Source organism: Salipiger aestuarii (genome assembly GCF_003259905.1).
GTDB classification, from domain to species: domain Bacteria; phylum Pseudomonadota; class Alphaproteobacteria; order Rhodobacterales; family Rhodobacteraceae; genus Salipiger; species Salipiger aestuarii.
Genome location: NZ_QLMG01000062.1, coordinates 1 through 18665, shown reverse-complemented (window position 1 = coordinate 18665; position 18665 = coordinate 1). Strand labels below are relative to the sequence as shown.

Sequence of the window (18665 nt, the reverse complement as noted above, 5' to 3'; positions counted from 1 at the left end):
CGCGTGCGTGCCCTCTCGGCAGATTTGCCTTGCAAATCGCCTGCCGGGTAACAGTGCGTGGCGCTGCCGTGAAGAATTTGTCCCATAGTGCGTCCTTCCCATGGTCACAGATAAGTAGACCATCACACGCTGGGACTAAACAGCTAGGTTATTCGGTCGTTTCGACGATCAGCAACTCACGTTCCGATGCGCCGCGGGCGTAGCCAAGCGCCTCCTGGTACTCGGGCGAATGATAGCAGGCCTCGGCGGCCTCGACGGTGTCGAATTTCGCCACCACATTGCGCGGGCGGTCCTTGCCTTCCAGTTGCACATAGCGCCCGGCGCGGGCGATGAACTGGCCACCGTGCCCGGCAATGGCAGGCCCGGCAAGCGCGGCGTATTTGCTGTACGCCGCCTCGTCTGTGACGGTGACATGGGCGATCCAGAGGGCGGGCATGGGTCAGGCTCCTTCGACGATGACAAGATCGCGCTTTGACGCGCGCAGGGCGATGGGCAGGATCGCCTGATATCCGGGGCTGTCGTACCAGGCACGCGCGGTTTCCACATCGGGAAATTCCACCACCACCTGACGCGCGGACGCGTCGCCTTCGACCACGGTCTGTGCGCCGCCCTTGACCAGAAACCGCCCGCCGAAGGATTCGGCCAGCGCCACGGTCTGGCGGGCGTAAGCGGCGTAATCTTCGGGGTCGGTCACGTCGATGCGGGCAATGATATAGGCGGGCATCGGATCAGCCCCCCAACACGGCTTCGGCCGCCTCGATGGCGTCATCCGCCCTGTCGGCGTCTTTCGCCCCGCCCTGCGCCATGTCGGGGCGCCCGCCGCCGCCCTTGCCGCCCAGCGCCGCGACGGCTGCCTTGACGATGTCCACCGCCGAGACCCTGTCGGTCATATCCGCCGTTACCCCGGCTGCCACGGCGACCTTGCCGCCGGTGTCGGCGATCAGCAGCACGGCCCCCGAACCAAGCCGCGCCTTGTGGTCATCGACCAGCGGCGGCAGGTCCTTGCCCTGCACGCCCGTCAGCACCTGCGCAACAAAGGACACGCCGTTGATTTCGCGCGTTTGCGGCCCCTCGCCCGGACCGCCGGACATGGCCAGATCGCGACGCAGCTGCGCCACCTCGTTGTCCAGCTTGCGCCGTTCGTCCAGAAGCGCCGCGACACGGCTCACCGCCTCGGCGCCGTTCGCCTTGAGCAGCCCCTCGATCCGCGACAGCGCGTGATCGCGCCCCCGCAGTTCATCCATCGCGGCCTGCCCGGTCAGCGCCTCGATCCGGCGCACGCCGGCCGAGGATGCCGATTCCGAGGTCAGCGCAAAGGTGCCGATATCCCCCGTCTGGCGCACATGGGTGCCGCCGCACAGTTCCAGCGAATAGGTCTTGCCGTCGGCCCCCTTGCCCGACCCCGAAAGCGTGCCCATGGACACCACACGCACCTCGTCGCCGTATTTCTCGCCGAACAGCGCCTGCGCGCCGATGGAGCGGGCATCGTCGGGGGTCATGATACGGGTATCGACGGGGCTGTTCTGACGGATGTAGTCGTTGACCTCGGCCTCGACCTGCGCGATTTCCGCCGGGGTCAGCGCCTTGGCATGGCTGAAATCGAACCGCAGCCGGTCGGGCGCATTCAGCGACCCGCGCTGTGCGACGTGATTCCCGAGCGCCCGGCGCAGCGCCTCGTGCAGCAGATGGGTGGCGGAATGGTTGGCACGGATCTTGCCACGGCGGCTGTGATCGACCTCTTGCGCAACCGCTTCTCCCCTGGCGAACCGGCCCCGCTTGACGCAAACCGCATGGGCGAACACCTTGCCCCCGCCCATTTTTTGCGTGTCCGTGACCTCGGCCAGATCATGTTCATCGTCCAGACGGCGCAGCCAGCCGGTGTCGCCCACCTGCCCGCCGCTTTCCCCGTAAAACGGCGTCTGGTTCATCACGATCCAGCCGCTTTCCCCGGCCTCAAGCGCGTCGACCGACGCGCCGTCCTTGATCAGCGCCAGCATCTGGCCTTCGGCGGTTTCGGTGTCGTAGCCCAGGAAATCGGTGGCGCCGTGCTGATCGGCAAGCTCGTACCAGATCGCCAGATCGGCGGATTCGCCCGACCCCGACCAAGCGGCGCGCGCCTTGGCCTTTTGCTCGGCCATGGCGCTGTCGAACCCGGCGGTTTCCACAGTGCGCTGCCGCTCGCGCAGCACATCCTGTGTGAGGTCCAGCGGAAAACCGTATGTATCGTACAGTTTGAACGCCGTCTCGCCCGGCAACGCGGCCCCATCAGGCAGGCGCACCAGTTCGTCATCCAGCAGCTTCAACCCGCGATCCAGCGTCGTCTTGAACCGGGTTTCCTCCAGCTTCAGCGTCTCTTCGATCAACGCCTGGGCGCGGTGCAGTTCGGGGTATGCGGCGCCCATCTGGCGCACCAGCGCCGGCACCAGCCGGTGCATGACCGGATCTTTCGATCCCAGCATGTGCGCATGGCGCATCGCGCGGCGCATGATGCGGCGCAGAACGTAGCCGCGCCCATCGTTGCTGGGCATCACCCCGTCGGCAATCAGGAACGAGGTCGACCGCAGGTGATCGGCGATCACCCGGTGGTGGGTCTTGCCCGGTCCGTCGGGATCGGAAGACGTGGCATCGGCCGATGCCTCGATCAGCGCGCGGATCAGGTCGGTGCCGTAGTTGTCATTGGTGCCTTGCAGCAGCGCCGCGACCCGTTCGATGCCCATGCCGGTGTCGATCGACTGCATGTCGAGCGCCCGCATCGAGCCGTCTTCGAACTGCTCGTTCTGCATGAAGACAAGGTTCCAGATCTCGACGAAGCGGTCGCCGTCTTCCTCGGGCGATCCCGGAGGTCCGCCCCAGTACCTGTCGCCATGGTCGAAAAAGATTTCCGTACACGGCCCGCACGGGCCCGTGGGCCCCATCATCCAGAAATTGTCATTCGTGGCGATTCGGATGATCCGGTCATCCGGCACGCCGACGCTTTTCCAGATCCGCGCGGCCTCGTCATCAGTGTGATAGACCGTCACCAAAAGACGCTTGGGGTCGATGCCCAGCTCGCGGGTCACAAGGTTCCAGGCGAACGGGATCGCCTCGGTCTTGAAATAGTCCCCGAACGAGAAATTGCCCATCATTTCAAAGAACGTATGATGGCGCGCGGTATAGCCGACGTTGTCGAGATCGTTGTGCTTGCCCCCGGCGCGCACGCATTTCTGCGCCGTGGTGGCGCGCTTGTAATCGCGCGTCTCGACCCCGGTGAACAGGTTCTTGAACTGCACCATGCCGCTGTTGGCGAACATCAGCGTGGGGTCGTTGCGCGGCACAAGCGGGCTGGAGGGCACGACCCGATGGCCCTGCTTTTCGAAATAGCCCAGAAAGGTAGAGCGGATGTCGTTCAGGCTCGTCATGATCGTCCTTGGCAGGCTGGCATTTTCAGGTTTCGAACGGGTGTATCGCCATGCCCGCCGTCTGTCCATCGCCCCGCGCGCAAAAGCCGTCGCGCCAAAGAAGGCTTTACGGATGCAAATTCTCTCGCCACGGATCGCCCGCCCGCGCGCCAGTGCCCCGGTTCGAGCCCGGCATTCTCACGACATGAATTCACCTGGTGGCTAAGGCTGGTGCGATCTACATATCCAGCGCCGCGCGCACACAGGACGCGAAATCAGTGCCACGCTGTTCAAAATTGTCGTACTGGTCGAAACTGGCGGCGGCAGGCGCCAGCAACACCACCTCGCCGTCCCGCGCCTCGGCGCTGGCATGGGCCACAGCAGTCGCCATGTCGGTGCAGACCTGCGCATCGACCCCCGGCAGACCCAGCGCGAACGTCGCGGCCTCCCGCCCGATGACATAGGCCTTCACCACGTTCGGCAAACCGGCGGCAAGCCCGCCCAGCCCGCCGTCCTTCATCAACCCGCCGCAAACCCAGCGAATGCGCGGAAATGCCTGCAATGCCTTGAGCGTGGCATCGACGTTGGTCGCCTTGCTGTCATTGACATAACGTACACCGCCCACTTCGGCGACGATCTGGCTGCGATGCGGCAGACCTTCGAAACTGTGCAGCGCCGCCTCGATCACCTTCGGCGGCAGCATCAGCGCCCGCGCGGTGGCGTAGGCGGCACAGGCGTTCTGATGATTGTGCGCGCCGGGCAGACCACGCACCGAACGCAGGTCGATCGAGGCCACCTGACGCCCCTTGCGGGTTTCGCTCAGAAACCCCTTGCGCGCAAACACATCCCACCCCGGCCCGCCGAGCCTGGTGCCCGACGATACGCGGATGACGCGCGCATCTTCCCTGGCCTCCATCAACTGGTTCGCGAGAAACCGACCCTCGGGCTCATCCACTCCCACGATGCAGCGATCCGGTGCGCCCTCGGCAAACAGCCTGCGCTTGGCGGCAAAATACCCCCCCATGCCGCCATGGCGGTCCAGGTGATCGGGCGAAAGGTTGGTGAACACCGCCAGATCGGGCGTCAGCGCCCGCGCAAGATCGGTCTGGTACGAAGACAGCTCCAGCACCACCACACCGCCATCGCCCGGAGGGTCGATGTCCAGCACCCCGCGCCCGATGTTGCCCGCAAGCTGGCTTTCACGCCCGGCCTCGGTCAGGATGTGATGAATCAACGCCGAGGTCGTGGACTTGCCGTTCGATCCGGTGACCGCCACCACCTTCGGGGGCTGGTCATACTCATCCCACGCACCCGATCCCAACGAACGGAAGAACAAGCCGATGTCGTTGTCGACGGGCACGCCCGCCTCCCATGCCGCGGCAACCGCCGGATTCGCGACCGGATACAGATGCGCGATGCCGGGACTGACCACCAGCCAGTCGACACCGTCGAACCCTCCCGACTGCGCAAGATCGCGAGATTCGAACCCCTCCGCGATAGCTGCCGCCCGCGTCGCCGGATTGTCGTCCCAGCACAGCACATCGGCACCGCCTTCCCGCAAACCGCGCGCCGCCGAAAGCCCCGACCGCCCAAGCCCGAGAACCGCCACAACCCTGCCTTCGAACCCGCGTACCGGAATCATGCGCCATCTCCTGATAGTATCGATCAAGGGCTAACGCAGCCCCCGTCCGGAAGCCAGAGCACACCCACCCCACGCCTGCCAGAAGGAGACCGGCCCAGAGGGGGCGCTGCCCCCGCCTGCGGCCCCCCGGAGTTTACCCGGAAAGATGAAGCACCGGGCGCCCCACCTTCATCTTGCCGGATAAACTCCCGCCGGAGGCTTTGGTCCAACTGCAACACGCGCAAACGTACGAAACAGGCGTCACATCGGCCACGGGCGCGGCGCCCGCCCCGGCGGGCGGCTAAACCTGCGCGGCCGCAAGGCCGCTCCGCCGGATCAGGCGAGAGGGCTCAGCGCAGTTTCAGGGTTGCAAGGCCGATCAGCGCAAGGATCAGCGAAATGATCCAGAACCGGATCACGATCTGCGGCTCGGCCCAGCCCTTTTTCTCGTAATGGTGGTGGATCGGGGCCATCAGGAACACCCGCTTGCCCGTTCGCTTGAAATACAGCACCTGGATGATCACCGAAAGCGCTTCGACCACGAACAGCCCGCCGACGATGGCCAGCACGATCTCGTGTTTGGTGGCGACGGCAATGGCCCCCAGGGCACCTCCGAGGGCAAGGCTGCCCGTGTCGCCCATGAACACCGCGGCGGGCGGCGCGTTGTACCACAGAAAGCCCAGGCCTCCACCGATCAGCGCGGCCGAAAAGATCAGGATCTCGCCCGTTCCGGGCACATAGTGGACTTCGAGATATTCGGTGAAATCCACGCGCCCTACCGCGTAAGCGATGATGCCCAGCGTGCCGCCCGCGATCATAACGGGCATGATCGCCAGCCCGTCCAGCCCATCGGTCAGGTTCACGGCGTTGGCGGCGCCGACGATCACGATCATCGAAAACGGCACGAAGAAGATTCCGAGGTTCAGCAACGCATCCTTGAGCACCGGGAAGGCCAGCATCCCCGTCAGATCGTCAGGGTGGAACCAGGCCGCCCAGCCACCGGCGATGGCCGCGATGAGAAACCCGAGCAAAAGCCGCAACTTGCCCGACACACCGTCGGTATTCTGTTTCGAAACCTTGGCGTAGTCATCGGCGAATCCGATGGCGGCGTAGCTCATGGTCACGAACAGCACCATCCAAACGAAGGGATTGTCCAGCCGCGCCCAGAGCAGCGTAGATGTCATCAGCGCGCCCACAATCAGCAACCCGCCCATGGTCGGGGTGCCGGCCTTGACGAAATGGCCTTCGGGGCCGTCCGCGCGGATCGGTTGTCCCTTGCCCTGCCGCTTGCGCAGCACATTGATCAACGGGATGCCGAAGATGAAACCGAAGATCAGCGCCGTCAGGAACGCGCCCCCGGCCCGGAACGTGATATAACGAAAGAGGTTGAAGAAATCTCCGCCGTCGCTGAGATCGGTCAGCCAATAGAGCATGCTCGGGTCCTTCTCAGCCGTTTCCGCCCGCGGGGGATACGCCCATCCGCCGGATCGCGTCAACCACGCGTGCGAGCCGCATCGACAGCGACCCCTTCACCAGCACGACATCGCCGGCGTCCAGATCGTGGCGCACGCGTTGCGCCATTGCGTCGCTGGTTGCGGTCCAGTGGCCGCGCTTGAGCTCGGGCAGCGCGCGCCACAGCTCGCGCATCAGCGGGCCGACGCAGTGGACGATGTCGATCTTGTCCATCGCGGGCAGGTCTGCCAGCGCGCGGTGCAGGGCGATTTCATCCGCGCCCAGTTCCTTCATATCGCCGATATAGGCGATGCGTCGCCCCCGCTTGTGGCGCCCCACGTCGTTGCGCGGATGCGCGCCTGCCAGAACCTCTAGCGAGGCCCCAAGCGAGGCGGGGTTCGCGTTATACGCGTCATCAATCAGTTCCAGAGAATTCTGCGTTTCGACCGGATCAAGGTACAGCTTTTCGCGCAGACCCCGCCCCTCGCCCGGATGCCAGCGCCCAAGTGCTGCTGCGCTGAGCGCGCGGTCGCACCCAAGCGCATGGGCCACGGCAAGCACGCCCAGACCGTTCACGGCGTAATGCCGCCCCGGCACCGCCACCTTGTACAGCAGCGGCGAACGCCACGCCCGCCCCTGCACCACGGTGGTGGTGTCGCAGATCGTCACGTCTGTCGCGCGGTGATGGTTATGAGGCGCCTCGCCAAAGGTGATGATCCGGGCGCCCTTCGCGCGAGCGGCGTCCAGCAGGATGGGCGTGACCGGCAGGTCTCCGTTCACCACCGCCGTACCACCCGGTTCCAGCCCGTCAAAGATTGCCGCCTTTTCGCGTGCGATGCCGTCCAGCCCGTCGAATGCGGCCAGATGCGCCGGCGCCACGATGGTGATCAGCGCCACATGCGGGCGGGCCAGGCGCGACAGCGGCGCGATTTCGCCGGGGTGGTTCATGCCGATCTCGATCACCGCGAAATCGACATCGGCAGGCATCCGCGCCAGCGTCAGCGGCACACCCCAATGGTTGTTGTAGCTTTTTTCCGCCGCATGAACGCGGCCCTGCGCCCCAAGCACAGTGCGCAGCATTTCCTTGGACGAGGTCTTGCCCACCGACCCTGTCACGCCGACGACCCTGGCGCGAGTGCGCGCGCGCGCCGCGCGACCCAGCGCCTCCAGTCCCGTCTGCACATCGCCGACCAGCAGCAGCCGGTCCGGGGCGACGCCGTCGGGAATGCGGCTGACCAGTGCCGCCGCCGCGCCGTTTTTCAACGCCTGCGCCACGAAATCATGTCCGTCGCGCGCCGCCGTGAGCGCAACGAACAGATCCCCCGCCGCGAGCGAGCGGGTGTCGATGGAGACGCCGCCCGCCCGCCAGTCGGAAAACACCTGGCCACCGGTCGCCGCCGCGGCCTCGGTTGCGGTCCACAGCGTCACAGGCCCCTCCCGTCCAGCGCCGCCACCGCCACGCTGGCCTGTTCCACGTCATCGAACGGATAGACGGTGTCGCCAACGATCTGCCCCGTCTCGTGGCCCTTGCCGCACAACAGCAGCGCATCGCCGGGTTCCAGCATGTCGACGCCGCGCAGGATTGCCTCGGCGCGATCGCCGATTTCCAGCGCGCCGGGGGCGCCTTCCAGCACCTGGGCGCGAATGGCGGCGGGATCTTCGCCGCGCGGGTTGTCGTCGGTGACGATGACCGCATCCGCATGCTGCAACGCTGCGGCTCCCATCAAGGGGCGCTTGCCCGCGTCGCGGTCCCCGCCCGCGCCGATCACCGCGATCAGACGGCCCATGACATGCGGGCGCAACGCGGCCAACGCGATGGCGATCGCGTCGGGCGTATGGGCGAAATCGACATAGACCGCCGCGCCGTTGACGCGCGTCGCGGCCAGTTGCATTCGTCCACGCACCGTTTCAAGCCGTGGCAGGGCGCGAAACACGTCCTCGCCCTCGGCCCCGCAGGCGATCACCAGCCCCGCCGCCAGAAGCGCGTTCCAACCCTGAAATCCGCCGATCAGCGGCAGCCGACATTGTTCGACAACGCCGTGCCAGGACAGGCGCAGTTCCTGCCCCGTCGCGTCGAACCGCTGGCCCAGCAGGCGCAGTTCGGCGCCCTGGCTTTCGCCCACGGTGATGACTTCCTGCCCGCGGGCCCGCGCGATGGCAAGCATGTCGATGCCGCGCGCGTCGTCGATGTTGATGACCGCCGTGCCGTCCTCGGGCAGGACGCGGGAAAACAGCCCGGCCTTGGCGGCGAAATAATCTTCGAAATCCGCGTGGTAGTCCAGATGATCCTGGCTGAAGTTGGTGAACCCCGCCGCCAGAAGTTGCACCCCGTCAAGGCGGCGCTGGTCCAGCCCGTGGCTGGACGCCTCCATGGCGCCGTGGTCGATGCCCGCGACGGCAGCATCCGCCAGCGCCTTGTGCAGGGTCACCGGGTCCGGCGTTGTATGGCGCAAAGGGGCGGACCAGTCGCCTTCGACGCCGGTGGTGCCGACGTTGATGGCCGGAAGCCCCAGTTCCTGCCAGATCCGGCGCACGAAGCTGGCGACCGAGGTCTTGCCGTTGGTGCCGGTTACCGCCACCATCACCTGGGGTTGGGCCCCGAAAAACAGCGCGCAGGCATAGGCCAGCGCGGATTTCGGTTCGGCCGCGATCACCAGCGCGACATCGCTGCCCCTGAGCGTTTCCTCGACGATCCGTGCCCCGGCCGCATCGGTCAGGATAGCGCTCGCGCCCTGCGCCAGCGCGGTTTCCGCGTAGGTCGCGCCATGCACCCGCGTGCCGGGCATCGCCGCGAACAGATGCCCCGGCATCACCGCCCGGCTGTCCAGCGAGATGCCCGAAATGCGTGCCTCGCGCCCGCCCCGCGCCGTCAGCCCAAGGTCTGAGAGTGTCTTTTCCCCCGCCATGACAGCCCTTTCATCCTTGCAAAGCGTGTCCGATGCGCATCCGGTCCCGTGCCAAGACTGCCCCGAAGGGCGTCAGTTGCGCACCAGTGTCGCCTGCATCTCGCCCGTATCGTAATCAGGACGCAACCCCAGAAGCGGCGCGACCCGGCCGATGATCTCGGCGCCGATCGGAACCGCCGTCCAGCCCGCCGTGCGGCGCGGCTTGTCGCCCGAGGTTTCCACAGGCTCGTCCAGCGTCACGATCAGCACATATTCCGGCGCCTCGGCGGGGAACATCGACGCGAATGTGGTGATGGTCTTGTCTTTGTAATAGCCGCCGCCGTTTTCCCTGGGCTTGTCCGCCGTGCCGGTCTTGCCACCAACGTCATAGCCCGGCACGTCGCCAAAGCTGGCCGTGCCCTCGCTGACCACCTTGCGCAGCATGATGCGCGCGTCCTGCGCCACGCGTTCGGACAACACCCGGTTGCCAAGGCGCGGCCCCTGCTGCTTGAGCAGCGTCGGCGTCACCACATGGCCGCCATTTGCAATGGTCGAATATCCCGCCGCAAGATGCAGCGGCGATGACGACAGCCCGTGCCCATAGGAAATGGTGACCGTGGACAATTCTCCCCACCGCTGAGGCAGCAGGGGCTTGCCGCCCGCCGCTTCGACGATCTCAAGCCCTGTCGCCTTGAAAAAGCCAAGCGATTCCAGAAAGGATTGCTGCCGTTCCGGTCCGATGGCCAGCGCCAGCTTGCCGGTGCCCCGGTTCGAACTTTTGATGATGATCTGCTCGACGGGGATTTCGCCGTAGTTATGCCCTTCGAATTCGCCGATGCGAAAGCCGCCGACCTTGAACGGCGGGCGGGTGTCGATCATCGTCTGCGGCGTCACCAGCCCCAGTTCCATCGCCTGCGCGGCGGCAAAGATCTTGAAGGTCGAGCCAAGCTCGTACACCCCCTGCACCGCGCGGTTGAACAGCGGACTGTCCGAAGGCGACCCGCTGGTCGGCGGATTGGGCCGGTCGTTGGGGTCGAAATCGGGCAGCGACGCGATCGAGATTACCTCGCCGGTGTGCACATCCATCAGCACCGCCGCCGCGCCCTTGGCGTTCATCAGCTTCATGCCCGAATACAGCACCCGCTCGACCGCAGCCTGAATCCCCAGGTCCAGCGAAAGTTCCAGCGGAGCCCCCCCGCGGGCCGGGTCGCGCAATTGCGCGTCATAAAATTTTTCGATACCGGCGGTGCCGATGACCTCGGCTGCATGCACGCCTTCGCGCCCGAAACTGGCGCCGCCCATCACATGCGACGCCAGCGCGCCATTGGGATAAAGCCGCATTTCGCGCGGGCCGAACAACAGGCCCGGTTCGCCGATGTCATGCACCGCCTGCATCTGCTCGGGGCTGATTTTCTTCTTCACCCAGCGGAATTTGCTTTTCTTGTCGGAAAACCGCCGTGCCAATACCGCGCCATCCAGATCGGGAAAGATCCGGGCAAGTTCCTGCGCCGCACGCTCGGGGTCGACCATCTGCCGGGGGTGGGCATAAAGCGAATGGGTTTCCATGTTGGTCGCAAGAATACGCCCCTGCCGGTCGACGATATCGGCCCGGCTGGCGATGATCGACGCGCCCGACGCATAGGCGCGCGGTTCGGTCGGCTCGGTCGCGGACAACAGGCCCATGCGCGCGCCGATCACCACAAAAGCGCAGAAGAACATCAGCCCCAGCACCGCCAGACGGCTTTCGGCGCGCAGGCGCGAGCGGTCGCGCATCTGTTCATGCCGGATGCGCAGGTTCTCGCGTTCGATCGCGTCGGGGTTTTCGCCCTTTTCGCGGGCCGGAAGGATACGCGCCAGCGGGCGCAGCGGCGTGCGTGTCATTGCCCTGCCCCCGCGCTGGTCACATCGACGGGATCGGACACCACCAACGGGTTGGTCACCGGATACGACACCTGATCCACGCGACCGAACTGTTCGGCCCGCATTGGCAAAAGCTCAAGCTTGGGAAAATTCAGCAGCGCCAGTTCGCGCAGACGGTCCGGGCGGTTGAGATACGCCCATTCCGCCCTGAGGATCGACAGCCGCGCGCGCGCGTCGCCGATCCGGTACTGAAGCTCTTCGACATCGTCCAGCGCGGCCTGCGTGTCGTAGTTTTCCCGATACGCCCAGAAGGCCAGCCCGATCAGCCCCAGAAATGTGGTCACATACAGCATGGTCCGCATCAGCGTTTCCCCTTGATCTGCGGCATGTTCAGAATGTTGGAATCCACCGGACCGGGCGCGGCGTCGGTCCGCCGACCGATGCGCAACCGGGCCGAGCGCGCCCGCGGGTTTTGCGCCAGCTCGTCATCATCCGCGCTGACCGCCTTGCGGGTCACGGTGACGAATTGCGGCGCTTCGGCCTCCAGCAGCGGCGCATGACGGCTGACCGCCCCCATCCGCCCCGACCGGGCCTGAAGGAACCGCTTGACCATGCGATCCTCGACCGAATGGAAGGTCACGACGCACAGCCAGCCCCCGGCTTTCAGCGCCCGCTCGGCGGCCATCAAACCGCGCCACAGCGCCCCGTATTCGTCGTTGACCGCGATGCGCAACGCCTGAAAGCTGCGCGTCGCGGGGTGACTTTGGCCCGGCTTGGCGCGCGGCAGGCAGGCTTCGACAATCGCCGAAAGCCGTGCGGTGGTTTCGATCGGTTCCTCGCCGCGCGCCCTGACGATGGCCCGCGCGATCCGTCGCGAGGCGCGCTCTTCGCCGTATGTATAAAGCACGTCGGCCAGCGTCGTTTCGTCCAGATCCTTGACCAGATCGGCGGCGCTTTCCCCGGCCTGTTCCATGCGCATGTCCAGCGGGCCGTCCTTTTGAAAGGAAAAGCCGCGCTCGGCGATATCAAGCTGCATCGAGCTGACCCCGAGGTCGAGCACGACCCCGTCGACCCCCTGCGCCACCTCGTCCATATCGGCGAAGTTGCCCTCGTGCAGCACCAGCCGTCCGCCATAGTCACCGATCCAGTCCGCCGCCATCTTGTGCGCCAGCGGATCGCGATCGATGCCGATGACCTTGTCGGCGCCCGCATCCAGCAGGCCGCGTGCATATCCGCCCGCGCCGAAGGTACCATCGACCCAGGTGCCCGACACCGGCGCCACCGCGTCGATCAGCGGGCGCAGCAGAACGGGGATATGGGGCGCCCTGGCCGTCATTCGACATCCGCCTTTTTCTTGCGCAGCAATTGCAGGGGATTCCTGGGAAGTTCGACCGTGCGCCCGGCGTCGCGCTGTTCTTTGTGCGTGTCGTAGAAATCCGCATCCCAGATGCGAAACGTATTCAGGGATGCAACCATCGCAGCCTCGGCGCCAATTCCGAACATCTCGCGCAGCTTGGCCGAAATCACGATGCGCCCGGTGTCATCCACGGTGGCCAGCTGGGATTTGGCGGAATAGATTTCTTCGAGCTGGTCGCGCTCGTCGCCATATTCCATGTCTTCGATCTGGTCTTCGATGCTTTCGATTTCCTGGATCGTGAAGCATTCGATAAAGGGATAGGACGGATTGCCATAAACCATGACGAAGTTGGGGTTCAGCCCGGTGACCCAATCCGGATCGCCGGTTTCAAGGACACGGCGGAAAGAGGCTGGAATAGACACCCGCCCCTTGCCGTCGACCTTGTGTCGACTTTCGCCTCTGAACCTTAACCTGCGGCTCAATATCCCTACTCACGCCCCTTGAATGCGGCCTTCCGAATGCGACCCCTTGAACGGAATACGGCGGGCTGATCTGCTGCCACCGATCAACCCGCCGCCTTGACCCGTCTTGCGGGTTTTGTCCGACTGCGCGCGCCACCTGGGGGGATGTCTGCTCGCTCGCGCGCCGGATCTCTTGTGTTGCGATGAGCGACGGCTGCCTGTATGAACCTGCTCTTTTTTTGTTATATCTTAATGCGTTACGGGGTCTTTTTGACCCTCTGCTCCGCCTCTCATCGTAGCTAAAGGTATGGCATGGGAATTGATGGGAGGCAATGGGTTTTTTCGGCCCCCCCTACTGAATATTGTCCACAGGGGCTGTGGAAAACTACATATAGACGATTTGTTAACCTTTTCCCGCAGACATATGGTGACGAGACCCCCATACGCCACCAGATATAGTCACGCCGTCGTGATACGGACACGGTCAAAATAATTGCGGAAAAAAACAGTTGCTATAATGGACGTTTTGGACTGCGGGCGGTGGGCACAGATTCTCGGCCGTGCGGTGCGCCTGACACAGCCGCATCTTCGCCAATGACCGCGCGCAAGAACGACCGGGACGCAGAATCACGGCGATTCCAAGCTTTCGCCAGGCATGACCCTTTCGGATTCCTTGAAATTGATCTTCACGCCCCCCTCGCGTCGCGCAAATCCCATGAATGCCCACAGCGCGTCCCATGAATTCCCATAGACTGCATGCACTGGCAATTGTGGCGCGTCCCGTTGTAGCGTGACTGTAGCGTGTGTGGCGTGACACGTTGCTTTGCAGTGTTTGACAGCCAAACTTGCAGCAACGCTGTTTTGTTGAAAGGGCTGTTCAAGGGCCGGTTCATGTGGGGACCGACAGGCTGCGGTTCACGCGCAATTCGCCCGTCAGGAACACCCGCGCCGACGCGGTTTCCCAGATCTCGTAACCGAACACCGCCCCAGAGGTGAGCGGCGCCAGCGCCGATGCGTTCGCATCGAGCGTCCATAGCCCGCTCCCGGCGTGGGTAAGAGGCAATTCGACCAGGGCGGCCTGTCCGCGCTGTCCGGCGCGGAACACCACCGTGCCTGAGGTAACTGGCCCGCCATCGTTCGAGAGCGTGACGCTGAGCTGGAGCGTCTCGCCGTGGCGATAGTCGGGGATGTCGTGTTTCGTCGGCATGTCAGCTCTCCAAAGGGATGCGCGGCGCGCTGGTGGCGGCTGTCGTGCGGCCAGCGCGACCGGTGATTTCCAGCCGGCCGGCATGGCCCGCCAGGACCGGCACGGGATCCGGATCCGGGCCGGGCTCGGGTTCGGCGGTCCAGATGACGCGCACATCGTCGATCAGCGTCACTGACGTCGCGCTGTCCGGCAGCCGGATGTAGAGGTAGGACGCCGGTCCGACCGCGGTGAAGGTGACATCGACAGCCGCCGCGGCGGTGAACGGCCCTGCCGTCAGAATCCCCGCATCCGGTGTGGTCCCGTTTCCGACCCGCACCTGCGCCCCGCCCGAGACGGGTGACAGATCGAGCGTTGCGCGATAGGTGCGCCCGGCCACGGTGGGAAAGGACGCGTAAGCTCCGTCCGGGTAGATCAACGAGCTCTTGCTCACCCGCGCCCGCCCCGCTTCCCAGGTGATGAGGCCGTGGATGCCCCGGTTCCAGCCCGAGACATCGGTGTCGAATGTCCCGTTCGTGATGAGGTTTGTCGGCATTCGAGCATCCCTTGTGACCCCCGCCGCCCCTCAGGCGAGATACTCCAACCACAGGCCGACGCCCGCCGAAACTGATGTCCCGGCGGACGGCACCACGGAGAGGATCCGCTTGTTGTTGGTGGACAGCCGCTTCTGAATGGTGATCTCGGTCCAGAAGCCGGCGGAGAGCGTGGCGCCGCCCGAGTTGATGGTGCCGAGAACGATGCCGTCGGCGTCGCGGATCTCGTATTCCGGCACGATCGAGGAACTGGAGCCGCGGTTGCTGCACTCCAGGTGGACCTTGAGAAGCAACGCATTGATCGGCAGCACCACCTTGAAATCGTCCCCGGCGGCAGGTGCCGAACCGAACTGGTTCAGGCAGAAATGCTGGCGCATCTTCGGCGGCGCCCCCGCCGCGCGCGCCAGGTAGCCACGATTGCAATCCCACGGCACGTGGCGCGGGTGGTACATCCGGTCGGCTTCGTCGATTATCGTGCGGCAGTTCACGACCTCGACCGACCAGTTTGCGCCGAAGTTGGAGTGGCTGGCGGGGGTCACGCGGATCGCATCCTCGACGAACTCGAAATCGCGGAAGGTGGTGTCCCGGACCACGGCCCGAGGCATCCCCCCGTAGGTGGCCGAGGCAGTGCGGAAGTCGATATAGCCCATCAGATCGCAACCCTCGATGACGGTTTGGGGCGACGGGTTGTTCACCGCTGCGATTCGGATCACCGAGTTGTTCAGGACGCGCTCGCTTTTGAAGCTCTGCGACGATCCGTCGATGCGCTTCAGAGAGACCGAGCCGTAGTCGCCCCAGGAGATGTCGGCGATCAGCGCGTGGTTCGACTTGTGCTCGACCCGAAGCCCGTCGATGTGCAGCGAGCAGATGCCCTGGGCATGGCCGGTGTTGCGGGTGACGAACAGGAAGCATTCCTCGTTCGGCGCGTAACCCGACGCGTCGCCCTGCTCGACATAGACATGTCCGCCGTAGTTCATCCACGCCCAGGTGACCCAGCCCCAGAGCGCGCAGCTGCGGAAGTGATAGTTGAGGTTCTGGTCCGAACTGTTCCCGTAGAGGAAGATGAAGTGGTTGTTGTAGACCCCGGCGGCGCAGTTCTCGAAGATGTACTCGGAGTTGTTGTTGCCCGACCCGGTGCCGCCCGGCACGGCGGAGGGGTTGTCCGGATCGACCTCCAGCGTGACACCATAGGCCCAGGTGCCCGACCAGTCGACGCGCTGGAACCGGTGGCGCTGGCTCACCCCCGCCCCGTAGGAGCGCATGAACACCGCCCCCGCCGTCTGCGTCATGAAGCGGCAGTCCTGCCCCTCCAGCCCGACCAGGTTGTTGTCGAGCCAGATCATCGGCTCCGTCTCGCGCCCCAAAGGCGGCTGGTAGAAGACCACCGATCCCATCATCGAATGGCCCCGGATCTTGAAGCCGTTGACGTTGCCGGCATAGTCGCGCGGCAGCAGCACCTCGGGGTCGACCACCCGGATGACGCCGCGCGGCAGCACCAGCGGGCAGCGCAGCGCGCGGGCGCGGTTCGCGGCGACGGCCACCTCGGCGCTGTAGTCCGGCAGCACGGAGCCGTCATACCCGGCCGAGATCGTGTTCTGGATCAGCTCGCCCGCCACGCCGAGCGCCTCGACGTGGATCTCGCCGCCCATCGGCACCAGCTGCAGCTTCAGCCCACCGACCATGACATCGTAATCGGTCGAGGCCGAGGACACCTCGACGAAGGGATAGCCCCCCGCCACGTGCAATGCTCCGGTGCCGCGCGGGGCCGGGCTGGACGCCAGGAACTCGCCCACGCTCACCGGTTTGAAGGCGCTGTCGATGAGGTTCATGAAGTCGGTGCGTGGGATGCGCACCAGCGTTTCATCGTAATGTCCGATCAGATCGTCGATCAGGGGCGATGTGCTCTGATCGATCGTGCGTTCTGCGGTGGCCATGATGTGTCCTCAGCTGATTTGTGTGGGGATGGGTCCGGCCATGGCGGCGACGATATCGCCGTCGCGGGGCTCGGCGTAATAATCCCAGGCGCCCTGCGGCGCACTGGTGTTGGTGCGGATGTAGACCGACAGGTCGCTGACCTGACCGGCGAAGCTGGCATCGGCCAGCAGCTCGAACGCGGTGGTGCCCGAGGCGGCCAGCTCGGCGTAATGCCGTCCGTCCGCCGTGACGGCCGCGGCGCTGACGGTGTCGCTGCCGGACAGCTGCGGCGTCAGCGTGCCGCCCGTCAGCCCCGAGACGGTGAAGGCGATGCGCAAGCTCTGGCCGTCGCTGACAGTGATCGGATGGGCCAGCGCGCCGGCCGCGCCCGCGCCGTGATCGGCCACGCCCGAAAGTGTCCAGCCAGCGCCGGGCGTCCAGTCCGAGCCCGTTTCCAGCGCATCGACCAAGGTCCGCCGGGTGGCATCGCCATCGACGATGCTGGACGTGATCCCTGCGGAAACCGGCACCGGCGCCCCCGCTGCGTGCAGATCGCGATCAAGCGTGTCGCCCGTCGGCACCCGGTAGATCTGCACCTGCTGCGTGTCACCGGCGGGGATCGGGATGGTCAGCACCGCATGGCCAAGCCCGCCAGCGGCGATCATGCCGTCCGCATCCAGCGAGGACGGCAGTGCCAGATCGCCGTCACCGACGCTATAGGTGATCAAGGCCCCCGGATCGCTGATGGCACCGCCAAAGCCCACTGCCACGGCGTAAAGCGCGACCACGTCGCCAAGTTCGAACCCCTCGATCTCGGCCACGCCGGACCCGAGCGGAACGTCGCGGGATGTCCAGGCGCCGGTGCCGACCCGCCAATGCAGCACGAAATGCGTCAGGAAGGCCGCGCCCGGAACGCGCGACAGCCGAACGACCAGCCAGCGGGCGGTGGTGTTGGCATCCACATATGAGCCAAGCCCCCCGGGATCCGACAGCGCCGGGTTGATCGAGCTGGCGACGCCCGCAAAGCGCGGCGGCTCGGGGTCGAAGCTGTCGAAACCGACATCATCGCCGCGCCGGCCGGTCCAGGGCGGGGCGACAAAGGCATCGGTGAGCTCATCGATCTCGGGGGCGGCGGCCACCAGGCGCAGGACGGTGCTGAACTGCTCGCCCATCTCGGCCGCGACGACGCGCACCGGAAAGCTGTCGGCACTGGCCGGGCCGAACTGCACGATGCTGTCCTGTTCCGGCTGCACGCCGCCGCCCAGCAGCTGCAGAAGTCGGCGCTGGCCCGGCTGCGTGCGCACCGCGCGTAGCACCGATGTCGCCTCCACCAGCCCCTTCTCGTCGGGTTCGCCAATGACCATGAAGCGGATCGCGTAGGACTGCACCGCGATCATCTCGACCTCGCGGTCCAGCAGCACGAGGTTGCCCTCGACGCGCATCACGCGGGCCGCATCCTGCATCTCGGTCAGGATCGGGTTCGAGAACATCACCAGGTCGCCCTGTTCCAGCGGCAGCGCCTCGTGGTCGAGGCGCGCCTGGTGGATGTCGGGGCGGTGCATCAACTCGTAGAACCGCCGGGTGGCTTCGCGGGCGATCTCGTCCGGCCAGACCTTGCCGGGCATCTCCAGCAGTTCGGTGAGGTTGATCGGCCCCTCGTGCCCCGGGCGCGGCACGATGTATTCATCGGGGCGGTAGTCGGCGGTGGCGTCAAGGAACGGCACCCGGAAGCCCTCGGGCAGCTGCACATAGCTGCGGGTGGTCGACAGCTCCTGCGCGTTGACGAGGTTGACGTGGCCCGCGACCAGTTCCTGCGGCTCGTCGATGATGACGTCCCACAGGCCGTTGCGGCGGCAATGGGTGGCCCGCCCGGCGGCGGCGATGGTGGCCATGACCTGCCCCCCGCGAAATCCCTCACCGTGATGTAGAGTCTGCGCCAACTCTGAAGGAGCAGACACATGCGAAAGAGCCGTTTCACCGAGGCGCAAATCATTGGAATGA

The 18665-nt window shown here is 65.6% G+C and carries 15 protein-coding genes; all 15 read right to left on the bottom strand.

What is annotated here, in order from left to right; translation table 11 throughout:
• Nucleotides 1-148: 148 nt before the first annotated feature.
• Entirely contained in the window at nucleotides 149-436 is a 288-nt protein-coding gene (locus ATI53_RS20405) for a DUF1330 domain-containing protein (RefSeq protein ID WP_111551230.1), read from the bottom strand.
• Nucleotides 437-439: 3 nt separating this feature from the next.
• Nucleotides 440-724, bottom strand: a complete 285-nt coding sequence (locus ATI53_RS20400) for a DUF1330 domain-containing protein (RefSeq protein ID WP_009507195.1) — start codon at nucleotides 722-724, stop codon at nucleotides 440-442.
• A gap of 4 nt (nucleotides 725-728) precedes the next feature.
• Entirely contained in the window at nucleotides 729-3398 is a 2670-nt protein-coding gene (alaS, locus tag ATI53_RS20395) for an alanine--tRNA ligase (RefSeq protein WP_111551229.1), read from the bottom strand.
• A gap of 217 nt (nucleotides 3399-3615) precedes the next feature.
• Nucleotides 3616-5019 (bottom strand): UDP-N-acetylmuramoyl-L-alanine--D-glutamate ligase, encoded by a 1404-nt coding sequence (gene murD / locus ATI53_RS20390; RefSeq protein WP_111551228.1) that lies wholly within the window; start codon nucleotides 5017-5019, stop codon nucleotides 3616-3618.
• Between the two features lie 329 nt (nucleotides 5020-5348).
• Nucleotides 5349-6431, bottom strand: coding sequence for a phospho-N-acetylmuramoyl-pentapeptide-transferase (mraY, locus tag ATI53_RS20385; protein WP_009507199.1), 1083 nt, complete (start codon nucleotides 6429-6431; stop codon nucleotides 5349-5351).
• A gap of 13 nt (nucleotides 6432-6444) precedes the next feature.
• Nucleotides 6445-7878, bottom strand: coding sequence for a UDP-N-acetylmuramoyl-tripeptide--D-alanyl-D-alanine ligase (locus tag ATI53_RS20380; protein WP_111551227.1), 1434 nt, complete (start codon nucleotides 7876-7878; stop codon nucleotides 6445-6447).
• Nucleotides 7875-9356 carry a UDP-N-acetylmuramoyl-L-alanyl-D-glutamate--2,6-diaminopimelate ligase gene (locus ATI53_RS20375; protein ID WP_009507201.1) on the bottom strand — a complete coding sequence of 494 codons (1482 nt, stop codon included), beginning with the start codon at nucleotides 9354-9356 and terminating at the stop codon, nucleotides 7875-7877. Before ATI53_RS20375 ends, ATI53_RS20380 begins: the two co-directional genes overlap by 4 nt.
• A gap of 72 nt (nucleotides 9357-9428) precedes the next feature.
• A complete protein-coding gene (locus ATI53_RS20370; RefSeq protein ID WP_111551226.1) occupies nucleotides 9429-11216 on the bottom strand; it encodes a peptidoglycan D,D-transpeptidase FtsI family protein in 1788 nt (595 codons plus the stop codon).
• Nucleotides 11213-11557, bottom strand: coding sequence for a cell division protein FtsL (gene ftsL / locus ATI53_RS20365; protein WP_009507203.1), 345 nt, complete (start codon nucleotides 11555-11557; stop codon nucleotides 11213-11215). Before ftsL ends, ATI53_RS20370 begins: the two co-directional genes overlap by 4 nt.
• Entirely contained in the window at nucleotides 11557-12531 is a 975-nt protein-coding gene (gene rsmH, locus ATI53_RS20360) for a 16S rRNA (cytosine(1402)-N(4))-methyltransferase RsmH (protein WP_009507204.1), read from the bottom strand. Before rsmH ends, ftsL begins: the two co-directional genes overlap by 1 nt.
• Nucleotides 12528-13034 carry a division/cell wall cluster transcriptional repressor MraZ gene (locus tag ATI53_RS20355; RefSeq protein ID WP_034453663.1) on the bottom strand — a complete coding sequence of 169 codons (507 nt, stop codon included), beginning with the start codon at nucleotides 13032-13034 and terminating at the stop codon, nucleotides 12528-12530. The genes rsmH and ATI53_RS20355 overlap by 4 nt, the downstream gene beginning before the upstream one ends.
• Before the next feature lie 868 nt (nucleotides 13035-13902).
• Nucleotides 13903-14220, bottom strand: coding sequence for a hypothetical protein (locus ATI53_RS20350; RefSeq protein WP_111551225.1), 318 nt, complete (start codon nucleotides 14218-14220; stop codon nucleotides 13903-13905).
• A 1-nt stretch (nucleotide 14221) separates the two neighbouring features.
• Nucleotides 14222-14752, bottom strand: coding sequence for a hypothetical protein (locus tag ATI53_RS20345; RefSeq protein ID WP_111551224.1), 531 nt, complete (start codon nucleotides 14750-14752; stop codon nucleotides 14222-14224).
• Between the two features lie 30 nt (nucleotides 14753-14782).
• Entirely contained in the window at nucleotides 14783-16684 is a 1902-nt protein-coding gene (locus ATI53_RS20340; RefSeq protein WP_111551223.1) for a hypothetical protein, read from the bottom strand.
• 9 nt (nucleotides 16685-16693) lie between these two features.
• A partial coding sequence (locus ATI53_RS20335) for a phage tail protein (RefSeq protein WP_511224175.1) occupies nucleotides 16694-18665 on the bottom strand: 1972 nt, incomplete at its 5' end.